Below are 14,824 nucleotides of genomic sequence, written 5' to 3' on the forward strand. Positions count from 1 at the left end.
CGGTGAGGATGATGCCCGTCGAGACCTCGATCGATGTGCGACCGATCGACATCCTCATCGAGCTCGATGACTGGGTGGCGTCGGAGTTCGCCGCGATCATGGCGGCGTCGGGCATCCTCGCATCGACCGCGGTCGCTTTCGCTCCGCGCACTCACCTCCCGCCACCGAGGAGAACCGCCCTCCGGATCCTCGCTGCCCCGTGCGCGGAGCTGATCGGCCGCAGTCGCGGCCGGGCGCGGGTGCGGTCGCCGCCTCGAGAGATCTGATCAAGTGCGACGGGCCGGCCGAGTGGCCGGCCCGTCGCACCGTTCAGGCGCGTCCGCGAGCGCGCGCGGCATCCACCCAGAACAGCAGCCGCTCGTCGTCCGCGATCGCGGCGCGCTCGATGAGCAGCCAGCCCGGGCCCATGTCGCGTCGATTCGGGCCCATGAACGCCCGGCCGGCGCCCGGCTCGAGCATGTACTCGGACTCGTGAGCCTCGTCGACGCGCACCAGCAGATCGGCTGCGCGGAAGACCGCCACGACGATCCGATCGTCCACCATGAAGGCGCGCGAGCCGAACATCGACTTCTCGCTCAGGCTGGGCTCATCGGCCAGCAGCGCCCGGACGCGGTCGGCCATCGCGCTCTGGGCCTCGTTCATCGGCATGGACCGATCTTGACAGGCGGTTCGGACACGGTCCAGGCAGACTGTACCGATGGGCTTCACGCGCGCCGAGCTCGAAGGCTACCGGGATCGAACGATCCCGGAGTTCATGCCGCGGCATCCACGACTCGTCTTCGTCGGCATCAATCCGGGCCTGTGGACCGCCGCGACGGGCGTGCCGTTCGCGCGACCGGGCAATCGCTTCTACCCGGCGCTCGTCGAAGCGGGGATCGTTCCGCGACTGCCGGTGATCGACGGCGGCGGGATGCCGGAGCCCGACCGCCGCATGTTCTTCGACGCCGGCATCGGCATCACGAGCATCGTCCTGCGCGCGACGGCCCGTGCCGACGATCTCACACGCGACGAGCTGCGCGAGGGCGCGCGGCGACTCGCGGGCGAGATCGAGCGCCTGCGGCCGAAGGCCGTCGCGATCGTCGGGGTGACCGCGTACCGCGAGGGATTCGATCGGCCGAAGGCGCGGGTCGGCCGTCAGCCCGAGTCGCTCGGAGGCGCTGAGCTCTGGGTGCTGCCCAATCCGAGCGGGCTCAACGCGCACGACACGGTCGCGACCCTCGCCGCCGCGTATGCCGAGCCCGCCCGAGCCGCAGGAGTCATCGCGTGAAGCGCCGTGCCGTCGCGGCGATCGCACTCGCATCCGTCGTCGTCATCGGCCTCGCGGTGCACGCGCTGCTGCCCGACATCGCCGCCACCGACATCGCGGGGGATGCGCTGTACGCCGCGGCCGCGTACGCGGGCACCGTGCTGCTCGCTCCGCGACTCAAGCCGTGGCTCGCGGCATCCATCGCCGGGGCATGGTGCATCGCTGTCGAACTCTTCCAGTTGACGGGCATTCCGCTCGCGCTCGGCGGGTCGTTCCCGCCCGCGATGCTGCTGCTCGGCACCGTCTTCGATGCGCGAGACCTCGTCATCTACGTCGCCGCGGTCGTCGTGGCCGCGGTCATCGACACCGCGGTCGCGAGGCCTGGCAAGCTGGAGGAATGAATCAACGACCCCTCGGGCGCACCGGACGACAGGTATCGGCCATCGGCCTCGGCACATGGCAGCTCGGCGCCGACTGGGGCGAGGTGAGCGAGACGGACGCGACGGCGGTGCTCGAAGCATCCGTCGCCCACGGCGTCACGCTCTTCGACACCGCCGACGTCTACGGCGACGGCCGCAGCGAGTCACTCATCGGGGCGTTCCTGCGCGCGCATCCCGGACACGGCATCACCGTGGCGACCAAGATGGGCCGGCGCCTGCCCCAGGAGCCCGAGAACTACACGCCGGAGAACTTCCGCGCGTGGACGGAGCGCTCGCGTCGAAACCTCGGGGTCGAGACGCTCGATCTCGTGCAGCTGCACTGCCCGCCGACGGCGGTGATCGAGGACGCCGCGACCTACGATGCCCTCGACGTGCTCGTCGCCGAGGGGGCCATCGCGGCGTACGGTGTCTCGGTCGAGACCTGCGACCAGGCGCTCGCGGCGATCGCGCGACCGCACGTCACGAACGTGCAGATCATCTTCAATCCGTTCCGCCTCAAGCCCCTCGACGAGGTGCTGCCCGCTGCCGAGGCTGCGGGCGTCGCGATCTTCGCGCGCGTGCCGCTCGCGTCGGGCCTGCTCTCGGGCAGGTACACCGCCCAGACGACCTTCGCGGCGAACGACCACCGCACGTTCAACCGCCACGGCGAGGCGTTCGATCGCGGCGAGACCTTCTCTGGCGTCGACTTCGAGGTCGGCGTCGCCGCGGCCGCGGAGCTCGCGGCATCCCTTCCCACCGGCGTCAGCCTGCCCGCCGCGACCCTCGCGTGGATCGCGGCGCAGCCGGGAGTGACGAGCGTGATCCCGGGTGCGCGCAACGTGCGGCAGGCGGAGTCGAACGCGGATGCCGCGGCGCTGCTCGACCACGGGTTCGACGTCGTTGCGTTCGGCCGTGTCGTGCGCGAGGTGTACGACCGCGACCTGCGCGAGGCCATCCACCCCCTGTGGTGACAAGAGGGATGCCTCGGCCCCCGCAGCGGGCCGAGGCATCCGTTCTCCACCTCCTGGGTCAGGGCGCGGGGTAGTCGACGACGAACTGGGGCGTGCCCGTGTTCGTGCTGTCGGCTTGACCGCCGATGCCGTTGACGACGTGCTGGACCGTGCCGGCCGAGAGGTTGACCGTCATGATGTGGTGCAGCTGCACTCCGGGCTTGTTCGGCACAGAGAGCCCGTTCGCCGTGACGATCGACGGGTTGTTCTGGTTGAACACGTAGACCCCGGCGCCGTCGAGGCGGTGGTTCTGCACCTTCTCGTCGACGACGTAGCCGGGGTACCCGAGCGTGCCGTCGGGCTGCGTCCAGTCCGCCTGCGTGGGCGGGTCGTATGGCAGCTCGTTCTGGTACAGGATGACGCGGCCGTTCTCGCCCTTCCACAGCAGGTTGTACTTCTGGAAGTGCTCGACGAACAGACCCGTCGCCGTGACGTTGTCGCCGTTGATGATGGCGCCGTTCGTGCCGGTGTTGATCTTCCACCGGTCGGTGTCGCCGTTCACGCCGTTCGTGAAGCCTTCGACGCCGTGGTCGCCGCGCCACACCCACGTGTGGTCGATGAGCACGTTGTCGGCGTTGACCTCGAGCGCCGTGGTCGTCTTGCCGATGTGCGGACCGCCGACGCGGAAGTACACGTCGCTGAGCGTGATCGGGTTCGACTTCGACACCTTGCTCGACAGGTTGAGGCTCTTGGTGAGGCCTACCTTGAGCAGTACGGGCGAGAGCTTCTCGCCGGCGTCGATCGTCACGCCCGCGACGACGACTCCGGGAACGTCGACGATGGCGAGCGGCGTCGCGCCGTTCTTGGCCGTCAGAGTCGCGTGACCGAGGCCGAGCACGACGGTGTTCGGCCGCCACACGAGGATCGTCGACGAGATGTCGTAGACCCCGGGCGTGAAGATCAGGTGCTTGCCGAGCGCGAGCGCCGCGTTGATCCGCAGGGCCGAGTCGCCGGGCTTGGCGATGAAGAAGTCCTTGATCGGGATGCTGCGGCCCGCCGTCTCACCGGCGCCCCACGAGATCCCGCTCGTGTTCTGGGCGAAGTTCGGCACGCGCACCTGGTACTTGCCGGCTCCGTCGACGTGGAGGTACGGCTTCTCGCGGCTCGCGGGCGTCTGCGCGACGGTGGTGTACGTCTCCGTCGGGAAGTTCGCCTCGGACGGAGCGCCGACGACACCGGAGAACACCTGGTTCCACACGCCGTTGCTCCACGACCCGATGTCGCTGTTGCGGGTCAGCCACTGCTGCTGCGAGCCGTTCACGACGGTCGGCAGCTTCGAGTCGGCGATGAACCCGCCGCTCGCGAACTGCGGGCCCGCGGTGCAGTAGTCCATGAGCGAGAGGTTGCCGCCGCGGACCTCGACGCGGCGCATCGAGACCGCCTGCGAGACGGCCCAGAAGTTGGCGCTCTGCCGGCATCCATCCTGTCCCGCCTTGTCGACCTCGACCGTGAGGTTCGAGATCGTGCGCCAGAAGTTGACGAGGGCCAGGCAGTTGTCGGGCGTGAGGCAGCGGTTGTAGACCTCGACCGCGCCGTGGATCACGACGTCGGACGGGGATGCCCCGAGGCCGGCGACCTCGGTGTAGTAGCCGACCTCGAACTGGAGGGGCTGGGCGGCCGAGCCGTAGGTGCCGGGCAGGAAGAAGACCGACTGCCGAGCGGTGCCCATCTCGGCGTCGCGCTGCGCGGCGGCGAGGGCGTCCATCTTCGCCTTGATCTCGGTGACGGGTGTCTCGGGCGAGAAGATCGTCACGTTCGCGCCGAAGCCGGGATCGGCGGGGAGCGCGGCCGGTTGGACGGCGGTGGCGGCCGGTGCCGCCATCAGTGCGCCGGCGACGAGGGCCGCGCCGGTGACGGCGGCGAGCCATCGCCGCAAGCGGCGGGTGGGCGGGGGAGTTGTCATGCGGAATACCTCTCCGTCGAGGGATCACGATGGCGGCGGGATCGCCGTTACTTACAGGACTGTAACCAACTCGCAGGTACGGTTCAAGGGGGAGGGATGAGGGTGCTCTCACGCTCGCCCGGAAGCGCTATGCCCCGGCGGGCTGGCCGCGTCCCGCGGCAGCCCGGGAGTATTCTGACGCCGTGCCCCTCCAGCTTCGCGTCACCGTCGTGATCCCGTGCCGCGACGATGCCGAGTTCCTCGAGCACTGCCTGCGGGCGCTGGCGGTGCAGACGCGTGTCGCGGATCGCATCATCGTCGTCGACAACGGGTCGACGGATGCCACGGCCGCCGTCGCACGCCGTTTCGGCGCGATGGTGGTCGAAGAGCCGACGCCGGGCATCTGGCCCGCGGCATCCCGTGGCTACGACGAGGCGCTCGCCGACGCCGACGTCATCGCCCGTCTCGACGCCGACTCGCGCCCGCACCCCGACTGGATCGCGCGGCTCGTGCGCGCCTTCGTCGCCGATCCGGGGCTCGGAGTGCTGACGGGTGGCGCGGAGTTCTACGGCGCAGGCCCCATCGTCAACTATCTCGGCGAGCACTGGTACATCGGCGGCGGGCATTACTGGATCAAGAAGTTCCTCGGCATCCCGCTGGTCTTCGGCTCGAACTTCGCGATGCGTGCGCACGTGTGGGAGCGCGTACGCGACCGCGTCGATCGCGCGAACGCCCGTATCCACGACGACCTCGATCTGACGATCCGCCTGCGCCCGACCGATGGGGTGCGCTACGACCCTGAGCTGAAGATGCCCGTCTCGGCGCGTCCGCTCGTGACGCAGCGCGGGCTGTGGCGGCGCGTCTGGCGCGTCGTGCCGACGTTCGCGGCGAGCTGGCCCGAGGGAGCTGCGTGGAATCGTCGTGCGACGGCGGATGCCGCGGTCGTCGAGGAGTGGGTTCCCGACGCCGACGAGGGCCTGGCGCCGGGCTTCGGGCGCTGAGTCGTGATCGTCGAGTTCGAGGGCGAGGTGTTCCGTTGGGATGCCCGCACCGACGCGGCGTGGTTCTTCACCTCGGTGCCGGCGGACCTGAGCGCGATGATCGCCGAGATCCCGCGCCCGCACCGTGGCTTCGGGTCTGTGCGGGTGGCGGCGACCGTCGGCGGATCGCGCTGGCGGACGTCGATCTTCCCGTCCGCCGAAGGCACCTACGTGCTGCCGCTGAAGAGGTCGGTGCGGGATGCCGAGGCCCTCGTCGACGGCGGCCCCGTGCGTGCGCGGCTCGAAGTGCTGGATGCGTGAAAATGCTGTTTTACCAGGGTTTTAATCATTTCAGGGACCAGGTGCGAGGACGCCAATAGGAAATCCTGAGCATTCCCTGAGCCTCCCGTGATCGTTTCGTGATCAATCTCCTTGACTTGGAATGAGAATGCTCTCATCATTTGATTCGGGAGGGGAAGCGGGCTTCGAGAAGGGCGCTCGCAACCGCACCTAGCTCTGGGGAGAACTAGGTACAACTGGGGATCGAAGGCACGCATGTGTGTGCGGTCAGAGCTGACCATTTCATGTATATCTGGGGAGATACGCACATGCGTGCATCAATCAACAACTACATCGCGGCCGAGAAGGCTCGCCGCGAAGAAGAAGGCCGCGAAGCGGGCTTCTCGCTCATCGAACTGATCGTCGTCGTCGTCATCCTCGGCATCCTCGCCGCGATCGCGATTCCGATCTTCCTGAACATCCAGGGCACCGCGAACACGAACGCGCTGAAGGCCAGTGCGGCCACGGGCGCCACCCAGGTCACGGCTCAGATCGCTCAGGGCACGGCCCCCGCGACGGGACAGATCGCCAACCTGAGCACCGGTGGCATCACGGTCACCTATGTGTCGGGAGCGACGACCGACAACGTCTGTGTCTCGGCGGCGAAGACTGGCGCGACGACGCAGTTCGCCGGCCCGGGCGCGAACGCCGCCGGCACCGCCTGCAACTGACGCTCATTCGTCCGGGGTCGGCGACTCATCGCCGGCCCCGGACGTCGCCTCGACTCATTTTGGGGGTGAGTACACGGCATGCTGCTTTCGCAGACACGCAAGGACGACGGATTCAGCGTCGTCGAGCTGATCATCGCGATGTTCCTGCTCGCGATCCTGGCACTGGCCGTCCTGCCGCTCCTGATCGGGGCGACCAAGACGAGCACGGTCAATCGGTCGCTCGTTGCTGCCACCACCTACGCCAACTCGCAGCTCGCGCCCATCCGCGTCCAGTTCCCCAACGACGGGACGAACAGCTGCGCGGCGGTGAGCGCACGCGCGTCCACCGGCGTCACAGACACCGCGTCAGGATTGCTCGCCGACATCGGCGTCTCGGCTTGCCCGACCGCGCTGCCCGGCACAGTCACCGTCACGGCGAAGGTATACAAGACCGGGTCTGCGGCGAGCCCGCTGACGACGCTGTCGACGAAGATCGTGGTGACGTCGCCGTGACCTCCCGCAACGCTGCCAATCCCGGCGACGATTCCGGCGTCACCCTCGTCGAGCTCATCGTGTACATCGCCGTGGCCGCCTTGTTCCTCGGACTGATGGCGGGCATCTTCGCGGCCGGTCTGAGAACCGAGTCTGCGACGCGAGACCGGACCACTGCGACCGGGAAGGCGCAGGTCGTGAGCGACTCCATCGCCACTTCGATCCGCAACGCGAGCGCGTTCCAGATCGACGGCAAGCTGCTCCGTGCTCGCGTCGCGACCGGCGCCAGCGGATGGGAATGCCGTGCCTGGGTGCTCACCGCGGGCGGCGATCTGGCCTACAAGACGTCGACGACGGCGATTCCGTCGGGCAACTACACCGGCTGGAAGTCGCTCGCGACCGGCGTCGTCGGCACCAAGACCGCCGGGTCGCCCTTCGCGGCTTCAGGCAACCGCCTAGATCTCGGGTACAGCGTGACCCAGGGCGCATCCGTCGTCGCCATCACGAACGGTGTGACCGCTCAAGCCGTCTCCACCGGAGGGACACCCACGACATGCTGGTGAGCAGGCCCACATCGCAGATCTCGCGCGATGAGCGTGGATCGACACTCATCGTCACGCTCATCATCATGCTCGTCCTCACGGTCGCCGGGCTGGCACTGGCCGCGATCGTCACGTCGACTACGTCGTCGCTCGTCGGCAGCCGCAGCACCGCGCAGGCGCGCGCGGCTGCAGACGCGGGTGTCGCCGATGCCGTCAGCACGGCACGGCGCACCGGCGAGTTCTGTGCGCTCAGTCTCTCTTCGACGTCGCCGGCATACACCGTGACCAGCGCGTGCGCCGCGAACCAGGTCACATTCACCTCGGTGGGCGTTGGCCCAAACGGGCGGACGACCACGACGAAGGCGGTGTACGCGTACGCGGCGAACCAGGCTGCCGGCCCTGGCGCCGACATGATGTTCTTCGCCAACACCACGTTCAACAGCAACGTCATCGTGAACCCGCCGGTGAGCCGACTCATCAGCATCACGATTCCCAACGGATCCTTCAGCTGCAACTCCACTCTTCCCGCCGACATCATCGCGTCCGGCTCGTTCTCGACGAGCGGAAGCTGCAACGTCGCAGGTGACGTGACGGTGGGAGGAACCGTCGACGGTTGCTGTGCATCCGACACGGTCCAAGGCGATCTCATCGCCTCAGGAACGGGGTCGAGCGGATTCCGCGGAACGGTCGGCGGCAAGGTGCACACCGGTGGAGCCCTGTCTTTCAGCGGCGGCTCCAAGGTCGTGTCGGGCTCGGTGACGGCGGGCGGGAACGTCGTCGTCGGCGGTCAGACGATCAACGGATCGCTGACGCTGCCCGCGGCGGCGAGCATCAACCCGTCCAACCCCTCGGCCAGCCAGGTCAAGGGCGGCGTCATCCGCGCCACGGTGCCCGCGCCTGTGCTTCCGACCGTGCCGACGTGGTTCGACTACAAGTACGCAGCGAGCGACTGGCCGGGCTACACGATCGTCACACTGGCGTCCGCTGGCTCGGGCGCTGGGACCTGCAGGTATTTCTCCAGCTCGCCCAACGCGGGGTGGACCGCCCTGTCCACCCTCACGACCCCGACCGTCATCGACGCACGCGCCTGCAACAGCTTCACGTCGAACAACGGCGGCAATCCCGTTGCGACGCTCAAGACGAACGTCGTGATGCTGGCGAGCTCCTTCAACCTGACGACCCTCACCGTGAAGGCGGCGGCAGGAGCGACTCCGAGCATCTGGTTCGTGACGGAGGACACGAACGTCAACGGCACTCCGACGTGCGCCAACGGCGGAAGCACGATCACGATCAACGGGACGGTGATCCAGGCGCCGGTCAAGGCGATGGCCTACACGCCCTGCAGGATCGACATCGCCGGTCAGAACGTCGACACCTGGAGCGGGAACTTCTACTCCGGTCAGTTCACACCGGGCGGGACGTTCACGTTCAACGGTGATCCGCTGACGCTTCCTCGGATGCCGGGCGGTGCCGGAAGCGGCTCGGCTCCGGGCACCAACAGTCTCGGGACGCTGGTCTCGCAGCGTGATGTGCCATGATCGCGCTCACTCCCGCGGCCCTGGTGGTCGCCACCGTCTTCGCCGGCATCCTAGGCCTCGTCATCGGCTCGTTCCTCAATGTGGTCGTGTACCGGGTTCCGGCCGGACTGTCGCTCATGCGCGAAAGCCGCTGCCCGCACTGCGACGCACCGGTGCGTGCGTGGCAGAACGTGCCGGTCGTCTCATGGCTCGTCCTTCGGGGGCGTTGCGCGTCGTGCGCGGCTCCGATCTCGGTCCGCTACCCGCTCGTCGAACTCGGCACCGGTCTCGCCTTCGCCGCGTTGACGTGGTGGATGCTGGCTTCTCCGGCTTCGACGGATCTCTGGCTGGCCGACGCGCGGTCCGACACCGTCTTCGCCGCCGTACTGGTGGTGCTGATCGCATATCTCTACCTCGCCGCGATAAGCATCGCGCTGACATTGATCGACCTGGACACGCATCGTCTGCCCAACAGCATCGTGCTGCCGAGCTACCTTGTCGCCGCCGTGCTCTTCACGGCCGCGTGCCTGCTGGGTGCCGACTGGTGGGCGCTCGCCCGCGCAGGCATCGGCATGGCCGCCCTGTACGGCTTCTACCTCGTGCTGCGCCTGGTTCGCCCGGGCGGGATGGGCGGCGGTGACGTCAAGCTCGCGGGTGTGCTGGGCGCCTATCTCGGGTGGTTCGGCTGGGGCGCCCTCATCGTCGGCGCCTTCGCAGCCTTCCTGCTCGGTGGGCTCTTCGGCATCGCGCTGCTGGTGCTCCGGCGCGCCGGACGACGCACGGCGATTCCGTTCGGACCGTGGATGATCGTCGGCGCGTGGGTCGGCATCGTGGCCGGCGAAGCGCTCGGACGCTGGTATGTGGGGGTTGCCCATGTCGGGCAATGACGGCAGGCGCGCTGGGGAGCACAGCCGGAAGGGGAATGACCATGGCTAAGACTCGAGTGGGGCTCGAGATCACCGAAGAGAGCGTGAGGGCCGTCGAAGTCACACGCGGCCGACGGCCTTCGATCGTCGCGTGCGGCGAGGTGCCGCTGCCCACCGGGGCGGCGAAGGACTCGGAGATCATCGACTCGGATGCCGTCGCACTCGCGCTGCGCGCGCTGTGGGCGCAGGCGGGGATCTCATCGCGCAACGTCGTGCTCGCGATCGGCAATCGCCGCATCCTGGTGCGAGAGCATTCCGCACCCGCGATGCCGATGTCGATGCTCCGTGAGGCGCTCCCGTATCAGGTGCAGGACCTCCTTCCCGTGCCGGTCGATCAGGCCGTGCTCGACTTCTACGCGATGGGGGAGTCGGACGGGCAGCTGCACGGATTGCTCGTCGCGGCCGTCTCGGAGCAGATCGAGCAGCTCATCGAGACCTTGAAGAAGGCCAAGCTGCACGCGGACGCGGTGGATCTGGCCCCCTTCGGCCTGGCACGCATCTCGCAGTCGGTGGCACCCGACGCCGAGACGGTCGCGATGGTGCACATCGGCGAGCACACGACATTCGTCGTCGTGGCGAATCACGGGATGCCACGGTTCGTCCGCATCATCCCTGCGGAGATCTCCTCTATCGCGACACAGCGCCGCGCGGCGATCGAGATCGTGGAGGAGCCGCTCGTCGAAGTGGCGGTCGTCGCGGACAAGGCGGGACGGTCGTCGCTGCGCGTGGGACAGGCGGAAGCAGCGCGACCTCGGGACCCCGACCTCGTCGCGCAGTCCGAGCGCGGCGTGGCAGACCTCGTCAATCGCATCCGCAGCACCCTCGCCTTCTACGCGCAGCGGCCGGGCTCGACGCCCGTCAGCATGGTCAAGCTGAGCGGCGCGGGCGCGGCCGATCCCGCCATCACCGCGGCGCTGTACAGCTCGCTGGGCATTCACGCCGACCTCGTCGCCGTCGGCGACGTGGCGCCGATCCGCGGCAAGCACACGCCCGGCGGAGAGTCGGCATTCAACCTCGTGACCACGCTCGGCGTGGTCTTCGGAGAGGAGAGCTGATGTCGCGCACACGCAGCGGTCAGCCGGCGTACGCGGCCATCCCGCACGTCGATCTCATGCCACGAGTCGAAACGGAGCGTCGCTCGCGAGCCGCTCTCTGGCGGATCTGGGGCTGGGTCATCGTCGGCGCCCTCGCCATCGTGGTCATCCTGGCGGCCCTCATGTTCTGGCTGCGGTGGGCGGCGGAGCAGCAGCTCGCCGCCGAACAGGTCCGCACGCAGGCGCTCATCTCGGAGCTCGCCTCGCTGTCGGACGTGAGCGCCGCGCTCGCAGCGCAGGCCGAACTCGAGTCGTTCGCGGCTGAGGCCGGAAGCGCCGCCCCGACGTGGTCGGCGACCCTCGCCGCGGTCAGCGCGGTGCTGCCGGCGGGCGTCGCACTCTCGGGCTTCGATCTGAACGTCGGCGGAATCGCGACGACGACTCCCGAGGAGAGCGCCGGTGTCGACGGAACCCTCACCCTGCAGAGCCCGACGCCCGTGGACATCGCTCCCGCGATCCGCGCGATCCGCGCGCTCCCCGGGGTCATCGCGGCCGACGGCCGAGAGGTGACGTCCACCGTCTCGGAGCCGGTCGTCGTCGAGGGCGAAGAAGCGGTGCCTGCCGGGCGCCTCTACGCCTACGAACTGACCATCACGTTCGATCAGACGGTCTACGCCGGAAGCGAGGGCTGAGTCGTGAACCTTCCCAAGCAGCTGATCAACGCGATCGGCGCGATCGTCGTCGTCGTCGTCCTCGCGGCGGGCGCCGGGCTCGTGGCGTACCCGTTCTTCGCACAGGCGACAGCGACGTCGCTCGAGGCGGCGAACGTCGCGATGGGCAACGCGACCTACCGGACACAGGTCGATGTGCTGCGCGACGCCGAAGCGAACCTCGATGAGACCGAAGCGGATCTCGCAGCTCTGCGCACCGAGATCCCCGCCGACGCGAACCTCGACGAGGTGTTCGAACTGGTCGCGAACGCGGCCGCCACGACCGGAGTCACGGTCGTCTCGGTGACGGCCCAGGATCCTCTGAGCTACGCGCCCCGAGATGCGGCCGCCGAAGCGCCGGCGACCACCGATCCGGCGGCGACGGAGCCCGACCCGGCGGTCACGCCGGATGCGTCGACGGATGGAACGGTCGTCGCCGATGGCACGGAGACCGAGACGCAGCCGGAGGTCGTGGACCGTCTCGCGCAGATTCCGCTGACGATCGAGGTCACAGCCCTCGACCCCGCCGCGGCCGAGGCGTTCCTCGATCAGCTGCAAGCCGGCCCGAGGCTCCTCGCCGTCCTGCACACGGTGTTGGGGCCGGCCGACGGTGCTCTGCGACTGACGGTGGACGCTCTGGCGTTCTCGCTCGGGGAGGGCTGACCCATGTTCGATTCATCCGCGTTCGATCGGATCCTCGCGACCGCCGCCGCAGCCGAGGCATCCGACGTCCATCTCACCGCCGATCATCCGCCGCTGATGCGCGTCGACGGCGACCTCGTCCCGATCCCCGGATCCACGGATGCGCTGTCGGCCGGATGGGTGGAGGGGGCATCCTTCAGCCTCATGACTCCGGGTCAGCGCAGCGAGTTCCAGGATCACGGTGAGGTCGACCTCTCCTACACGTCTCCCGGACTCGGACGGTTCCGTGTCAACGTGTTCCGCCAGCTCGGCGAGGTGGCGGCCGCTCTGCGGTTCGTCCCGCCGAAGGCGTTCACGCTGGAGGAGCTCGGTGCGCCGGCGATCGCCGCCGACCTCGCGCTCAAGCCGCGCGGTCTCGTGCTGCTGACCGGTCCGACCGGTTCGGGGAAGTCGACGACGCTCACGGCGATGGTCGACATCATCAACGAGACGAAGGCCGCGCACATCATCACGATCGAGGATCCGATCGAGTACCGGCACGAGAACAAGCGCTCGCTCATCCACCAGCGCGAGATCGGCAGCGACACCGCGTCGTTCAGCGAGGCGCTGCGGCGCGTGCTGCGTCAGGATCCCGACGTCATCCTCATCGGCGAGCTGCGCGACACCGAATCGATCGCCACGGCGCTCTCGGCCGCCGAGACCGGCCATCTCGTGCTGTCGACCCTGCACACGCAGGGCGCGGCGAAGAGCATCAACCGCATCGTGGATGTCTTCCCGTCCCATCAGCAGGCGCAGATCCGCACCCAGTTGGGCGACACGCTCCAGGGCATCGTCAGTCAGACGCTCATCCCTCTCTCGCAGAGCAAGGGGCGCATGATCGCGACAGAGGTGCTCGTCAATACGCCCGCCGTGGCCAACCTCATCCGCGAGGGGCAGATCGCGCAGCTCTACTCGGCCATGCAGGCGGGGGCGTCGGTGGGCATGCACACGCTCGATCAGGATCTCAAGCGTCTCGTCGAGCAGGGCTCGATATCGCGTCAGGCGGCCGGCCAGTACGCCGTCGATCCCGAGAGCCTGGCGGGCGTGCGTGTGCGTCCGCTCGATCTCGACGCCGAGGCCTGGACGATGCACGCGAGCGAGCGCTTCGCTCCGAACACGGGGGTGTGACATGACACTCGTCCACCGGTTCTCCTACCGCGCGGTGAGCCCCGCGGGCGGCGCCGTCGTCAAGGGCACGATCGAGGCGGCGACCGAGGGCGCCGTCACGAGCAAGCTCCACGCGCAGGGTCTGATGCCGCTCGAGATCTCGGAAGTCTCCAAGACCGGCCTGCGTCGTGACGTCGTGATCCCGGGATTCGAGCGTCGGGTCAAGGTCAAGGCGCTCGCGCTGTTCGCGAAGCAGCTCGCCGGGCTCCTCAACGCCGGCCTGCCGCTGATGCGCAGCCTCGCGATCCTGATCGAGCAGACCGAGGATCGCACGCTGCAGACCGCGATCGTGAGCGTCCAGGCCGATGTCGAAGCAGGTCTCGCGTTCTCCGCAGGGCTGGCGAAGCAGCCGAAGGTGTTCCCGCCGCTCATGGTGAGCATCGTCCGCGTGGGGGAGTCCGGCGGGTTCCTCGGAGAATCGCTCACCTCGATCGCAGAGACCTACTCGCGGGAGGTCGACCTCCAGAACAAGATCCGTGCGGCGACGACCTACCCGATCGTCGTCCTGATCATCGCCGTGCTCGGCATGCTCGCGATGGTGACCTTCGTCGTGCCGATCTTCGAGGGCATGTTCGCCGGGATCGGATCAGAGCTGCCGCTTCCGACGCAGATCCTCGTGACGCTCTCGCACAACATGTTCTGGATCCTGCCGCTGCTCTTCGTCGTGTGCGCAGGCGCGTGGGTGTGGTGGTCGCAGTCGAAGGAGAATCCGGGCTACCGGCGCGTGGTTGATCCGATCAAGCTCAAGATGCCGATCTTCGGACAGCTCGCGACCAAGATCGCCGTGGCGCGCTTCGCCCGCAACCTGTCGATGATGCTGAATGCGGGCGTGCCTCTCATCCAGGCGCTGTCGATCGTCGGCGAGGCGTCGCACAACTGGGCGATCGAGCGCGCGGTGCACGACATCCAGGAGTCCGTCCGGCAGGGCCGGTCGTTCTCGGCGCCGCTGGCGAAGGCGGAGGTCTTCCCTCCCATGGTCGCGCAGATGGTCTCGGTCGGGGAGGAGTCCGGCACCCTGGCCGAGATGCTCGCGAGCGTCGCGGACTTCTACGAGAACGAGGTCGAGACGGCCACCGCTCAGCTGACGGCGACGATCGAGCCCTTGCTCATCGTCGCCGTCGGCGTGCTGATCGGCGGGATGGTCGTCTCGCTCTATCTGCCGATCTTCACCCTTTACGGCGAGCTCAGTCAGGGCTGAGCGCCGCAGGCGTCTCCGCGGCTGAACCCCC

General features: G+C 68.4%; 18 protein-coding genes. 16 read left to right on the forward strand and 2 right to left on the reverse strand.

Annotation, left to right across the window (positions count from 1 at the left end):
• The first annotated feature begins 8 nt into the window (after positions 1-8).
• Positions 9-266 carry a hypothetical protein gene (locus ACTIFV_RS17810; RefSeq protein WP_439594145.1) on the forward strand — a complete coding sequence of 86 codons (258 nt, stop codon included), beginning with the start codon at positions 9-11 and terminating at the stop codon, positions 264-266.
• Between the two features lie 43 nt (positions 267-309).
• Here ACTIFV_RS17810 and ACTIFV_RS17815 read toward each other — a convergent pair whose 3' ends face one another.
• Entirely contained in the window at positions 310-648 is a 339-nt protein-coding gene (locus ACTIFV_RS17815; protein ID WP_439594146.1) for a TfoX/Sxy family protein, read from the reverse strand.
• A gap of 49 nt (positions 649-697) precedes the next feature.
• Here ACTIFV_RS17815 and ACTIFV_RS17820 point away from each other — a divergent pair, with 49 nt between their 5' ends.
• From ACTIFV_RS17820 to ACTIFV_RS17830, 3 genes are read left to right on the forward strand one after another with little or no spacing between them, the layout of a single operon-like run.
• Positions 698-1,267, forward strand: coding sequence for a mismatch-specific DNA-glycosylase (locus ACTIFV_RS17820; protein WP_439594147.1), 570 nt, complete (start codon positions 698-700; stop codon positions 1,265-1,267).
• Positions 1,264-1,647 carry a DUF2809 domain-containing protein gene (locus tag ACTIFV_RS17825; RefSeq protein ID WP_439594148.1) on the forward strand — a complete coding sequence of 128 codons (384 nt, stop codon included), beginning with the start codon at positions 1,264-1,266 and terminating at the stop codon, positions 1,645-1,647. Before ACTIFV_RS17820 ends, ACTIFV_RS17825 begins: the two co-directional genes overlap by 4 nt.
• Entirely contained in the window at positions 1,644-2,636 is a 993-nt protein-coding gene (locus ACTIFV_RS17830; protein WP_439594149.1) for an aldo/keto reductase, read from the forward strand. The genes ACTIFV_RS17825 and ACTIFV_RS17830 overlap by 4 nt, the downstream gene beginning before the upstream one ends.
• A 58-nt stretch (positions 2,637-2,694) precedes the next feature.
• Here the strand turns inward: ACTIFV_RS17830 and ACTIFV_RS17835 are convergent, their stop codons facing one another.
• Positions 2,695-4,578, reverse strand: coding sequence for an adenylyl cyclase (locus ACTIFV_RS17835; RefSeq protein WP_439594150.1), 1,884 nt, complete (start codon positions 4,576-4,578; stop codon positions 2,695-2,697).
• Between the two features lie 182 nt (positions 4,579-4,760).
• Here ACTIFV_RS17835 and ACTIFV_RS17840 point away from each other — a divergent pair, with 182 nt between their 5' ends.
• The 12 genes from ACTIFV_RS17840 (at position 4,761) to ACTIFV_RS17895 (ending at position 14,793) form a co-directional block, all read left to right on the forward strand.
• Complete coding sequence (locus ACTIFV_RS17840; RefSeq protein ID WP_439594151.1) at positions 4,761-5,558, forward strand: glycosyltransferase family A protein; 798 nt, start codon at positions 4,761-4,763, stop codon at positions 5,556-5,558.
• A gap of 3 nt (positions 5,559-5,561) precedes the next feature.
• Positions 5,562-5,858, forward strand: coding sequence for a DUF1905 domain-containing protein (locus tag ACTIFV_RS17845; RefSeq protein ID WP_439594152.1), 297 nt, complete (start codon positions 5,562-5,564; stop codon positions 5,856-5,858).
• Positions 5,859-6,145: 287 nt separating this feature from the next.
• Positions 6,146-6,547 carry a type II secretion system protein gene (locus ACTIFV_RS17850; protein WP_439594153.1) on the forward strand — a complete coding sequence of 134 codons (402 nt, stop codon included), beginning with the start codon at positions 6,146-6,148 and terminating at the stop codon, positions 6,545-6,547.
• A 78-nt stretch (positions 6,548-6,625) separates the two neighbouring features.
• Positions 6,626-7,039, forward strand: a complete 414-nt coding sequence (locus tag ACTIFV_RS17855; protein WP_439594154.1) for a prepilin-type N-terminal cleavage/methylation domain-containing protein — start codon at positions 6,626-6,628, stop codon at positions 7,037-7,039.
• On the forward strand, positions 7,036-7,581 hold the full coding sequence (locus tag ACTIFV_RS17860) for a hypothetical protein (protein ID WP_439594155.1): 546 nt from the start codon (positions 7,036-7,038) through the stop codon (positions 7,579-7,581). The genes ACTIFV_RS17855 and ACTIFV_RS17860 overlap by 4 nt, the downstream gene beginning before the upstream one ends.
• Positions 7,578-9,098 carry a hypothetical protein gene (locus ACTIFV_RS17865; protein ID WP_439594156.1) on the forward strand — a complete coding sequence of 507 codons (1,521 nt, stop codon included), beginning with the start codon at positions 7,578-7,580 and terminating at the stop codon, positions 9,096-9,098. Before ACTIFV_RS17860 ends, ACTIFV_RS17865 begins: the two co-directional genes overlap by 4 nt.
• A complete protein-coding gene (locus tag ACTIFV_RS17870; protein ID WP_439594157.1) occupies positions 9,095-9,964 on the forward strand; it encodes a prepilin peptidase in 870 nt (289 codons plus the stop codon). Before ACTIFV_RS17865 ends, ACTIFV_RS17870 begins: the two co-directional genes overlap by 4 nt.
• A 41-nt stretch (positions 9,965-10,005) precedes the next feature.
• On the forward strand, positions 10,006-11,058 hold the full coding sequence (gene pilM, locus ACTIFV_RS17875) for a type IV pilus biogenesis protein PilM (protein ID WP_439594158.1): 1,053 nt from the start codon (positions 10,006-10,008) through the stop codon (positions 11,056-11,058).
• Entirely contained in the window at positions 11,058-11,729 is a 672-nt protein-coding gene (locus ACTIFV_RS17880; protein ID WP_439594159.1) for a hypothetical protein, read from the forward strand. Before pilM ends, ACTIFV_RS17880 begins: the two co-directional genes overlap by 1 nt.
• Before the next feature lie 3 nt (positions 11,730-11,732).
• Positions 11,733-12,410 carry a hypothetical protein gene (locus ACTIFV_RS17885; RefSeq protein ID WP_439594160.1) on the forward strand — a complete coding sequence of 226 codons (678 nt, stop codon included), beginning with the start codon at positions 11,733-11,735 and terminating at the stop codon, positions 12,408-12,410.
• A 3-nt stretch (positions 12,411-12,413) separates the two neighbouring features.
• Positions 12,414-13,556, forward strand: a complete 1,143-nt coding sequence (locus ACTIFV_RS17890) for a type IV pilus twitching motility protein PilT (protein ID WP_439594161.1) — start codon at positions 12,414-12,416, stop codon at positions 13,554-13,556.
• Position 13,557: 1 nt separating this feature from the next.
• Complete coding sequence (locus tag ACTIFV_RS17895) at positions 13,558-14,793, forward strand: type II secretion system F family protein (protein ID WP_439594162.1); 1,236 nt, start codon at positions 13,558-13,560, stop codon at positions 14,791-14,793.
• Positions 14,794-14,824: the final 31 nt, after the last annotated feature.

This window comes from Microbacterium sp., from assembly GCF_051860965.1.
Classification (GTDB): Bacteria; Actinomycetota; Actinomycetes; order Actinomycetales; family Microbacteriaceae; genus Microbacterium.